Raw genomic sequence first — 10,756 nt, forward strand, 5'->3', positions numbered from 1 at the left:
GTGTCGGTGTTGCCGTCGGTGGTGAGCCTGAAATCGCTGCGTGCCTTTGTGCGCAGGGATCAGGGCGTCAAGCCGATGACGGGCTTCGGCGATCCCGTGTTCAATCCTGCCGAGGCGGGCCCCGCGGACCGGCGCGCAGCAGGCGGCAAGGTCGCCGCGCGCAGCATTGCGACCATCGCCTATACCGACTTCTGGCGCGGCGCCGGCGTCGATCGCACGCGGCTTGCGCAGGCGTTGCCGCAACTGCCCGACACCGCGGACGAGCTGAGCGCGGTGGCGAAGGACGTCGGCGCAGCCGAGGCCGACATCCATCTCGGCCGCGATGCGAGCGAGACGACGCTGAAGCGTGCAGCGCTTGCTCAATACAGCATCATCTACTTTGCAACCCACGGTCTCGTGGCCGGCGACGTCAAGGGCGTGGGCGAGCCCTCGCTTGCGCTCTCGATTCCCGACCAGCCCTCCGAGCTCGATGACGGTCTGCTGACCGCGAGCGAAGTCGCACAGCTCAAGCTCAATGCGGATTGGGTGGTGCTGTCGGCCTGCAATACGATTGCCGGCGACAGGCCCGGCGCCGAGGCGCTGTCGGGATTGGCGCGTTCGTTCTTCTACGCCGGCGCGCGCGCTCTTCTGGTCTCGCATTGGGCAGTCGATTCCGAAGCTGCCACCCGCTTGACCACGTCGACTTTCGATCTGCTCAAAAACGAACCAGGAATGGGTCGCGCTGAAGCGTTGCGGCGCGCGATGCTGGCCTATCTCGATGACGCATCTTCACCGCGCAATGCCTATCCCGCTATCTGGGCACCGTTCGCGCTCATCGGCGAAGGAGCGGTCCGATAGACCGCTGCAGGGATTGTGCGTCGCAATAACCCCGTATAACGCCGAATCGCGCATTTGGTTGCGCGATCATCCGCGATTTTTTGATGCACCTGCTCAGGGCAGACATGCGCGACCTTTGGCGCGGTCCTTGAATAAACCAAATCCTACGGGATCAGCTTGGCAACGCCAGCGTTCATCATTATTAGGTCGTCCAGCCGAGGCCGGATGGCCTATTATTCACGGTGACCGCGACGGCGCCAAAGCATGATCGCGCTGAGTGTCGCGGGTTCTAGGAGGATTTTTTCGTGCAAGAGACGGGCGTGCGCAACGGTGCCTTCGGTGCCGACAAATTCGGCTTAAAGAATCTCAAACAGGTTCACTGGAACCTCGGCGCACCGCAGCTTTATCAATATTCGCTCTCCGCGGGCGAGGCGGTGCTCTCCGCGGATGGCGCGCTCTGCGCCGACACCGGCGAGTTCACCGGCCGCAGTCCGAAGGACAAGTTCACGGTGCGTGACGCCACCACCGACAAGAAGATGTGGTGGGCCGGCAACCAGTCGATCACCGCGGAGCAGTTCGAGACGCTCTATCAGGACTTCCTCAAGCACGCCGAAGGCAAGAGCCTGTTCGCGCAGGATCTCTACGGCGGCGCCGATCCGGCCTACCGGATCAAGACCCGCGTCTTCACCGAGCTCGCCTGGCATTCGCTGTTCATCCGCACGCTGCTGATCCGCCCCGAGGCGGTCGAGCTGTCGAGCTTCACGCCGGAGCTCACCATCATCGACATGCCGAGCTTCCGCGCGGATCCGAAGCGCCATGGCTGCAAGTCGGAGAACGTGGTCGCGATCGATTTCGCCCGCAAGATCGTGCTGATCGGCGGCTCCTACTACGCCGGCGAGATGAAGAAGTCTGTCTTCACCACGCTGAACTATTACCTGCCCGAGCGCGGCGTGATGCCGATGCACTGCTCCGCCAATGTCGGCGCCAAGGGCGATGCCGCGATCTTCTTCGGCCTGTCCGGCACCGGCAAGACCACGCTGTCCGCCGATCCCAACCGCACCCTGATCGGCGACGACGAGCACGGCTGGGGCCCGAACGGCGTGTTCAACTTCGAAGGCGGCTGCTACGCCAAGTGCATCAAGCTGTCGCAGGAAGCCGAGCCCCAGATCTATGCCGCCTCGACGCGCTTCGGCGCGGTGCTCGAGAACTGCGTGCTCGACGAGGACACCCGCATCGTTGATTTCGATGACGGCTCCAAGACCGAGAACACGCGCTCGGCCTATCCGCTCGACTTCATCCCGAATGCCTCGCGCACCGGCCGCGCGCCGCAGCCGAAGAACGTGGTGATGCTCGCCGCCGACGCCTTCGGCGTGCTGCCGCCGATCGCAAAGCTGTCGCCGGCGCAGGCGATGTATCACTTCCTCTCCGGCTACACCGCCAAGGTCGCGGGCACCGAACGCGGTCTCGGCAACGAGCCGCAGCCGGAATTCTCGACCTGCTTCGGCTCGCCGTTCCTGCCGCTCGATCCATCCGTCTACGGCAACATGCTGCGCGACCTGATCGCCCAGCACAATGTCGATTGCTGGCTGGTCAACACCGGCTGGACTGGCGGCAAGTATGGTGTCGGTTCGCGCATGCCGATCAAGGTGACGCGCGCGCTGCTCACCGCCGCGCTCGATGGCTCCTTGCGCAACGTCGAATTCCGCACCGACAAGTATTTCGGCTTCGCGGTCCCGACCGCGCTGCCGGGCGTGCCGGCTGAGATCCTCAACCCGGTCAACACCTGGAAGGACAAGGACGAGTTCGACAAGACCGCGCGCGCGCTGGTCGGCATGTTCCAGAAGAACTTTGCCAAGTTCGAAGCCCAGGTCGACGCCGAAGTGCGTGCAGCCGCGCCGGACGTGAAGCTCGCGGCGGAGTAGCTTCGTCTCCACTCGAAATGCAGAAGGGCGGCCGCGAGGCCGCTCTTTTTTTGTTTGGGGGCACTAGCGTGAACCACACGCTCAGTGTCGTCCCGGCGAAGGCCGGGACCCAAACCGCGTGATCTGTCTATGAATGTAGGCAGCAGTCCCGGACCGCGAGTCTCCGCCAAACTCCTCCCTGGGGTTATGGGTCCCGGCCTTCGCCGGGACGACGTTGGGGTGAGATCTGGGGAGTCCATCTGCCACCGCATTCGCGGGGACGGCTCCTCGTCAGACGGCAAAAGCTAAGCCTTGCTCTAGCGCCACGCCTGCTGCACCGATCCGGGGATGATCCCGCACGCGTCGAAGATGTTCGGGTCGGTGCAAAGCTGATCGGCGAGGAAGATGTCGACGAAGTCCTTGTTGATGCCGATCATCGGCCCGATCGCCCTCGCCAGTTTTCCCGGAACGTGCCGGATCGGCTTTGCGGGATCGCGGTTGAGCAGGCGGATGATCTGGTCGAGCGACAGGACTTCCTTGCCTTCGAGCGCGAATGCGCCCGGCAATCGCCGCTCGATACAGCTCAGGGCCGCCTGTACCACGTCGTCGATCAGCAGGGGACGATAGCGCGCCCGGCCGTCGCCGAAGGAGCGGGCCGCGCGTCCCCGCGGCGTCTGTTGGCGGACATCGCTCTCCTGCGGGAGATCGGGCGTGCCGCAGATGTAGACCGTCCGCAGGATGGTCGCGATGCGCGCCGTCTCGAGCGTCAGGGCTTCGGCTTCCCCCTTGGTTCGCAGATAGCGGTTCGGCGAGATCGTGCTGGCGCCCGGAAAGCCGATGAAGACCGCGTGCGCGGCACGGCCGTCATAGTGCCGGCGCAGCCGCGCAGCCGTCCTTGTATTGGCGCCGTCGTAGTCGCCTCCCGGTGGATTGACGTCTCCGGTCAGGTTGACGACCACGTCATTGGCGTCGGCGTCCGGCAGCGGTGCATGCATCCAATCGGTGATGCAGCTGGTGGCCTCCGGAACCGGGTCGCTGCGCACCAGGGCGATGACCTCGTGGCCTGTTGCCGTCAGCCGTGGCACCAGCAACCGCCCGACCTTGCCGTTTGCGCCGGCGACGATGATACGCGTCATTTTTCTCACTCCGGATTATACTATACCGTATAGTATAATCTCAGCCTATGGTCAAGGCCTGTCGCGCCCGCTATGCGTGGGCCCTCTCCTGATGCGACCGAGCGGCGATGCCTGTTGCCAACAAAACCGACCAGATCATCGACGCCGCGAAAGCGACGTTCCTCACCCTCGGCTACCGCGCGACCTCGATGGATCAGGTCGCCGAGCGCGCCGGCGTGACCAAGCGGACGATCTACAACAATTTCACCTCCAAGGAGCAGCTGCTGGAAGCGGTCATCGAGGGCACGCTGGCACGGCTGGGCGATCGCCTGGCACCGCTGCCCCTCGATGCGGGACAGGCAAAACTGCTGCGCTTTGCGGAGACCCTGATCGAATTGACCTGCTGGGACGGTGCGATCGGCGTGCAACGCCTGCTGATCGCCGAGGCCGACACCTTTCCGGCGCTCGGCTCCCGCCTGGTCACCACCAGCGGCGAGATCATGGAAAGGCCGGTCGCAGCCTGGCTGGCGACCAGGGGGCACAGGGCCGCGCAGACCGGGAGCCTTGCGCGGGATTGGATCAACCGTTTGACCGCGCCGGCGCGCCTCGACCGGCTGCTGGGGCGCCGCCGGCCCTATCCGCGGGAGCCGGGCGACAACACGCTCGACGCAGGGGACCGCACCGCCGCACGCGACGCCGTCAGCTATCTCCTGGGCCTGTCCTGAGGCCCCTCACGCCTTGAAATAAGCGATCTGCGTGGTCGTCGCGAGCAGCCTCCCGTTCGGCGACCACAGCTCGGCATTCTGGTCGGCGTAGCTCTTGTGCATCACCTTCGAATCCACGGTCGCGAGGACACGCGTGATGTCCTCGGCGGCGAGCTCCTCGCTGTCGGTGTGGAAATAGGTCGTCAGCGACACCGTGCCGAACGGCACCAGCTCGCGCCTGGCGTGGAAGATGCGGCCGAAGAAGGCGTCCGACATCGACATCAGCGACAACATGTCGAGCTTGCGCGGCGTGTGGTCGCCGATCCAGATCTTCGAATAGGTGCTGGCAAGCTCGGCCTGCGGCGGGCCGATCCGCATCTCGCCCTCGACGAAGCGGAATTCATACTGGTTGGCCCAGGACGCCGAGATTTTTGGGAAAGGCAGCGTCGCTTCGAACGCCGTGGCGTCGGGACACTTCGCCACCCTGTGCTCCCAGGACGGCCGCCGCTCGGCGAACACGGCGGTGGCAAGCGTTGCGACCTCGCCGCCGCCCTGTGACAGTTCGACGCTCCAGTGCTGGCTGGAGCGGTTGGCTTTCACCAGCCGCACGTCGAGATCGAACGGTCCCTTCGCGATCGGCGCGCAGTAATTGACGGTGATGGCCAGCGGATCGCCGGCGGCTTGCGGATGGTCGATCAGCGCGCGCAAAATGGTCGCGGCGGTGGCGCCGCCGAACGGGCCGACAAAGGCCCAATAGTCGTCGCTGGTATGCCCCTGCCAGCTGCTATCGCCGGCGGTGACGCGGGTGGCGTCGTCGAAAGGGTGCGGGAGCTTGGCGTGCATGGAATTAGACCTTTACTGTGCTTCCATCCCAAAGACGAAACTCAATCGTCTCATCACCGGGGCCATATTTTTGCGAACTCGATAGATCGTCCGCCGGATCGTTCGTGACCCAGACATCCGCCACCGAGCCTCCTATGCGCTTCATTGCAATGATGCTCTTGCCGCTAGTCAAATCGGCGATGAAGTCGTCGATCGCGGTCTCCTCGTCCTTCCCGGACAGACTGGCAAGGATGCTGCCGTGCGTGTGCCACGGGAATCCGTCAAAGCCCAATGTCCAGTCGCCGCCGGGACAGATGACAAGCAATCGAAGCTGGCCATCCGGGCTGACATATTCGCCAACGGGCACGATCGACTCCGGCTTGAGAAGGCTCAAGCCGTAATATGATGGTTATCCTGCCAAATCAATAACCTGGCAGGTAACGTGGGATTCCGCCGCGTGGAAAATCAGCTCGCCGCGTCGCGCAGGTCCTCTGCCTCCTGGAAAGCGGGCGTGGTCGGATGCACCGGCACGTTCCAGATTTCCTCGGCATATTCGCGGATGGTGCGGTCGGAGGAGAACCACGCCATGCGCGCGACGTTGAGGATCGAGGCGCGCGTCCAGGCCGGCGCCACCTGCCAGCGCGCGTCGACGCTGCGCTGCGCCTCGTAATAGGAATCGAAATCGGCGCTGACCATGTAATGGTCGAGATAGCGCAGCGCATGCGCGATCGACTCGAACCGTCCGGGATCGCCGGGCGAGAATTCGCCGGTGCCGATCGCATTGATGGCGCGCTGGAGCTTCGGCGATCTGCGGACCACGTCGGAGGCATCCAGCCCCTGCTTGCGCCGGATCATCACGTCGCCGGCTTCCATGCCGAAGATCGCGATATTCTCCGCGCCGACATGGTCGCGGATCTCGATGTTGGCGCCGTCGAGCGTGCCGATGGTGAGGGCGCCGTTCAGCGACAGCTTCATGTTGCCGGTGCCGGAGGCTTCCATGCCGGCGGTCGAGATCTGCTCGGACAGGTCGGCCGCGGGAATGATCACCTCGGCAAGGCTGACATTGTAGTCGGGCAGGAACACGACCTTGAGCTTGCCGCCGATCGCGGGATCGTTGTTGACGACCTCGGCGACGTCGTTGATCAGCTTGATGATCAGCTTGGCGTAGCGATAGCTCGCCGCCGCCTTGCCGGCGAAGATCTTCACCCGCGGCACCCAGTTGCCGTTGGGATCGTCCTTGATCGCCTGGTACAGCGCCACCGTCTCGATAACGTTGAGGAGCTGGCGCTTGTATTCGTGAATGCGCTTGATCTGGACGTCGAACAGCGCGTTCGGATCGACCTTGATGCCGAGCCTCTCGCCGATCAGGCGCGCAAGCGCCGTCTTGTTGTGAAGCTTGACGCTGCGAAACYTTTTCTGGAATTCGACGTCGCTGGCGCGCGCTTCCATCAATTGGAGCTGTGTCGGGTCGTCGAGCACGGCGTCGCCGCAGGCCTCGCGCAACAGGTCGGTCAGCTTCGGGTTCGCCAGCATCAGCCAGCGGCGGAAGGTGATGCCGTTGGTCTTGTTGGTGATGCGGCCTGGATAGAGATGGTTGAGATCATGGAATACGGTCTCGCGCATCAGGTCCGAATGCATCGCCGAGACGCCGTTGATGCGGTGCGAGCCGACAAAGGCGAGCTGGCCCRTGCGCACGCGGCGGCCGCTCTTCTCGTCGATCAGCGAAACCGAGGCGCGGAAGTCGATGTCGCCGGGCGCGCGCGCCTCCGCCAGCGCGAGGTGCTGGACGTTGATGCGGTAGATGATCTCGAGATGCCGCGGCAAAAGCCGTTCGAACAGCTCGACCGGCCAGGTCTCCAGCGCCTCGGGCAACAGCGTGTGGTTGGTGTAGGACAGCGTCGCGACCGTGATCTTCCAGGCCTCGTCCCAGCGGAAATTGTGCAGGTCGACCAGGATCCGCATCAGCTCGGTGACGGCGAGGCTCGGATGGGTGTCGTTGAGCTGCACCGCGACCTTCATCGCGAGGCTGCGAAGCTGTCCGTCGGAGGTCAGGTGACGATTGACCAGGTCCTGAAGCGACGCGGAGACGAAGAAATACTCCTGGCGCAGCCGCAGCTCGCGGCCCGCCGGGCTCTCGTCGTTCGGATAGAGGAATTTGCAGATCGCTTCCGCGCGCGACTGCTCGGCGCTGGCGCTGACATAGTCGCCCTTGTTGAAGGCGTCGAGCTTCAACGGATCGGGCGAGCGCGCCGACCACAGGCGGAGCGCATTGACGTGCTGGCCGCGCCAGCCGACGATCGGCGTATCATAGGCGATCGCCTGCACGGTCTCGCCCGGATGCCAGATCGCGCGGTCGCGGCCCTTGTCGTCGACATGCTCGACGCCACCGCCGAAATGAATGTTGTAGATCACTTCCGGCCGCTGCAATTCCCAGGGATTGCCAAAGCCGAGCCATTCGTCCGGATATTCCTGCTGCCAGCCCTGATTGATGATCTGGCGGAACAGGCCGTAATCGTAGCGGATGCCGTAGCCGATCGCGGGGATCGACAGCGTCGCCATGCTTTCCATGAAGCAGGCGGCAAGCCGGCCGAGACCGCCATTGCCGAGCGCCGCATCCGGCTCGCATTTGCGCAAGTCGGGCAGGGAGACGCCGAGGTCGCCGAGCGCAACCTCGAAGATCTTCAGGAGCCCCATATTGTTGAGCGCGTCGGTGAACAGGCGGCCGATCAGGAATTCGAGCGAGAGATAGTAGACGCGCTTGCGCCCCGCATCGTAGCTGCGCTTCTCGGCGCTGAGCCAGCGATGCACGATGCGGTCGCGCAACGTCAGCGCCGCGGCCTGGTACCAGTCGTGCTTGGTCGCCATCCCTGCGTCCTTGCCGATGGCAAGGCGCAGCTTCGCCAGGATCGCGCCCTTGATCTCAGCCAGCGCAAGTTCGTCGATGGGCTGGTCGGGGGCGGGAAAATTTGGCTGGAACGATGAATCTTGCAAGGCCGTCACTTCCTGGTCGCGAGAACACCACTAACCCTACGCGTCTTGCTTCCGGACCGAAACCATCGCCGGCGCGGCGTGCACTGCGCTGGCGTAAAATTATGCAAGGAACGGGCCGGTTTGGGAACCCGGATGCGTACGGAGAAGCGCGGATTTGGTGGTAGAATAGGGACAGATTCAGCCATCAGTGTGGAGGAAGCGCCCCATGAGACTGCTGATCGAAATCGCCGCGGCTGCCCTGCTCGTCGTCTGCATCACCGCCTCCAGTGCCGCGTTCGCCGCCGGCAAATCAGGCCGCAGCGCCGACGGCCTCAGCTGCGGCTTCACCGTCCCGCAAAACGCATCCCCCGCCACCCGCTGCGCCGCCATCAAGCGCCAATGCGGCGGCAAGTTTTATGCGAGCGCGTGCGGGGACAGGCTGATGTCGGCGGCGAATTGAGGGGAGGGTCGCGAGGTATGCCGATGTGATGCGGATTGCCGCCGCCACATCGTCGTCCTGGCGAAAGCTCCCACCGCATCGTCGTCCCGGCGAAGGCCGGGACCCATAACCACCGCTGTCAGAGAAGATGCGACAGATCGCGCCAATCCGGATTTTCCTGCTCGATCAAGCGAATCTTCCAGTCGCGACGCCACTCCTTCAACGCCTTCTCGCGCGCGATCGCTTCGGATGGTGAGGCATACGTCTCAACGTACACAAGTCGTGTCACGCCATACTTGCTGACGAACTTTGAGCCGCGTCCCGAACGATGCAGTGACAATCGATTACTGAGGTCGTTGCAGACACCAATGTACAGTGTGCCGTATCGCCGGCTCGCGAGGATGTAGACGTAGTACACGGCTGGTGCATTCATTGCTGGGCACCCATTTCCGAAAACGTCTGACGGCGGTGGCTATGGGTCCCGGCCTTCGCCGGGACGACGTTTGCGATGGCATCGGAACAAATTAAGAACACTTTAGCAAGTCTTTGATATATCATTGTGAWTCGGCGCATTGCCGACACAATATCTAGGGTCTGCCAGAGTTCGTGAGGACTACATGTCCACCATTGCCTTCGATCAGTTTGCCCTCACCCGGATCGCCGATTTCGCGCGGTCGCTGTCGCGGCTGCATCAGGCGGCGCGGAGCTATGCGGTCGACGACGACCAGTTCGACCGCGAGTTCAACGCGGTGTGCCAGTCGATCTGGGGCTACACCATCGATGACGTCAGCGACGATCTGTTCGCGCCCGAGGACCACCTGTTTCTCGACACGCTGGATGAAGCGCATGCGCGCATCTTCGCGGCCGAGCAGGGCTATGACCTCGTTGGCGATCAGGGCATGCTGACCGACTGGTGGGGCTTCTGCTGGATGATCCTGGCTGAGAAGCGCGGCCTGCTGACGGCGGACAACCGCGCCGCCGCGCGCGCGGCGATCGAGGAGAAATATCTGGCGGCGCCGAACGTGATCGGGGTGATCATCGGCAGATGACGCGGAGCGTCATTCCGGGGCATCGCGTCAGCGATGAACCCGGAATCTCGAGATTCTCAGGTGCGCAATTGCGCACCGTAGTTCGATGCTGACGCATCGCCCCGGAATGACGAAATCAATCCAGCCCCGCCCGCTTCGCCGACTTCGCCGGTGTCTTCGGCACCGTTACGTCAGGCAATGCCCCGCGCACGATCTCCGCGGCCGGCGCATCCGCGGCCACCGTGTCGGCGCGCACCGGGGCCACTTTCATTTCGCCGAGGCGGGCGCGGACCTGTGCGGTGAGGCCGGGATAGGAGGCGACCGGGGTGAACTCGGCGGTCTGGTCGTTGCCGAGGCGGATGCCGGTATAGGCGACGAGGCCGTCGGTGGTCGCGATCACGTCGCCGGCCTTCAGCGAGGAGTCCAGCGCCAGATCGACCGGGGCAAGCCCGGCCGGCTCGCGGCCGTTGCAGGTGCAGTCGGCGCGCAGCGCCTTGCGATAGGCGAACGCATTCTCGCTGTCGGCGTAGCGTTCGCCGGTCTGGGAATAGGCGCCGTCGATGCTGGAGCCGAAAAAGATCTTTGTGGCACTGGCAGGACAGAACGCCTGACACATCTGCGCCGGCGAGGCGAGGCCGCGCATCAGCGGAAAATATTTCCCGTCGCAGCTGCGCACGCAGAACGCCGGACCCGAGCCGCCGGCCGCGGCCGCGCGCGTCGGCGGGACATATTGCGGGGTCGCGGCATTCTGCTGGCCGGTGAAGGGATCGGCGTAGGAGCTCGCCTGCGGCACCTCGCGCTGCGGGCGTTGCTGCTGCGCTCCGCCGAAGAAGAAGTCGAACAGGCCTTCGGCGGAGACGGGAGCCGGCGCCGCGAGCAGCGGGCTAGCGAAGATGGCGGCCACAAGCATCGCGCGACGCCGCCGGCGCGCATGGGACATGATTGTACGCAACGCTTACTC

General features: G+C 64.2%; 11 protein-coding genes. 5 read left to right on the forward strand and 6 right to left on the reverse strand.

The features are described 5' to 3' along the window. A partial coding sequence (locus ACXJL8_RS21735; protein WP_456685554.1) for a CHAT domain-containing protein occupies window positions 1-837 on the forward strand: 837 nt, incomplete at its 5' end. A 284-nt stretch (window positions 838-1,121) separates the two neighbouring features. Then, window positions 1,122-2,738, forward strand: a complete 1,617-nt coding sequence (locus ACXJL8_RS21740; protein ID WP_456619409.1) for a phosphoenolpyruvate carboxykinase — start codon at window positions 1,122-1,124, stop codon at window positions 2,736-2,738. Window positions 2,739-3,034: 296 nt separating this feature from the next. Here ACXJL8_RS21740 and ACXJL8_RS21745 read toward each other — a convergent pair whose 3' ends face one another. Beyond that, on the reverse strand, window positions 3,035-3,853 hold the full coding sequence (locus ACXJL8_RS21745; protein ID WP_456619410.1) for a hypothetical protein: 819 nt from the start codon (window positions 3,851-3,853) through the stop codon (window positions 3,035-3,037). 107 nt (window positions 3,854-3,960) lie between these two features. On the opposite strand from ACXJL8_RS21745, the gene ACXJL8_RS21750 reads away from it, so the two are divergent. After that, window positions 3,961-4,557, forward strand: coding sequence for a TetR/AcrR family transcriptional regulator (locus ACXJL8_RS21750; RefSeq protein ID WP_456619411.1), 597 nt, complete (start codon window positions 3,961-3,963; stop codon window positions 4,555-4,557). Between the two features lie 6 nt (window positions 4,558-4,563). Here ACXJL8_RS21750 and ACXJL8_RS21755 read toward each other — a convergent pair whose 3' ends face one another. The 3 genes from ACXJL8_RS21755 to ACXJL8_RS21765 form a co-directional block, all read right to left on the reverse strand. Then, window positions 4,564-5,379, reverse strand: a complete 816-nt coding sequence (locus tag ACXJL8_RS21755; protein WP_456619412.1) for an acyl-CoA thioesterase — start codon at window positions 5,377-5,379, stop codon at window positions 4,564-4,566. Between the two features lie 4 nt (window positions 5,380-5,383). After that, window positions 5,384-5,752 (reverse strand): hypothetical protein, encoded by a 369-nt coding sequence (locus ACXJL8_RS21760; protein WP_456619413.1) that lies wholly within the window; start codon window positions 5,750-5,752, stop codon window positions 5,384-5,386. 71 nt (window positions 5,753-5,823) lie between these two features. Continuing rightward, the gene (locus ACXJL8_RS21765) at window positions 5,824-8,349 is read right to left on the reverse strand and encodes a glycogen/starch/alpha-glucan phosphorylase (protein ID WP_456685555.1); all 2,526 of its coding nucleotides are present in this window, start codon (window positions 8,347-8,349) and stop codon (window positions 5,824-5,826) included. A gap of 205 nt (window positions 8,350-8,554) precedes the next feature. On the opposite strand from ACXJL8_RS21765, the gene ACXJL8_RS21770 reads away from it, so the two are divergent. After that, a complete protein-coding gene (locus ACXJL8_RS21770) occupies window positions 8,555-8,788 on the forward strand; it encodes a hypothetical protein (protein ID WP_456619415.1) in 234 nt (77 codons plus the stop codon). Window positions 8,789-8,906: 118 nt separating this feature from the next. On the opposite strand, the gene ACXJL8_RS21775 is transcribed toward ACXJL8_RS21770, so the two are convergent. Beyond that, window positions 8,907-9,200 carry a GIY-YIG nuclease family protein gene (locus ACXJL8_RS21775; protein WP_456619416.1) on the reverse strand — a complete coding sequence of 98 codons (294 nt, stop codon included), beginning with the start codon at window positions 9,198-9,200 and terminating at the stop codon, window positions 8,907-8,909. A gap of 184 nt (window positions 9,201-9,384) precedes the next feature. On the opposite strand from ACXJL8_RS21775, the gene ACXJL8_RS21780 reads away from it, so the two are divergent. Continuing rightward, a complete protein-coding gene (locus ACXJL8_RS21780) occupies window positions 9,385-9,816 on the forward strand; it encodes a hypothetical protein (RefSeq protein ID WP_456685556.1) in 432 nt (143 codons plus the stop codon). Between the two features lie 115 nt (window positions 9,817-9,931). Here the strand turns inward: ACXJL8_RS21780 and ACXJL8_RS21785 are convergent, their stop codons facing one another. Continuing rightward, window positions 9,932-10,705: a DUF2865 domain-containing protein gene (locus ACXJL8_RS21785; RefSeq protein WP_456619418.1), complete on the reverse strand. Its 774-nt coding sequence runs from the start codon at window positions 10,703-10,705 to the stop codon at window positions 9,932-9,934. Window positions 10,706-10,756: the final 51 nt, after the last annotated feature.

Source organism: Bradyrhizobium sp. P5_C11_2 (assembly GCF_054049755.1).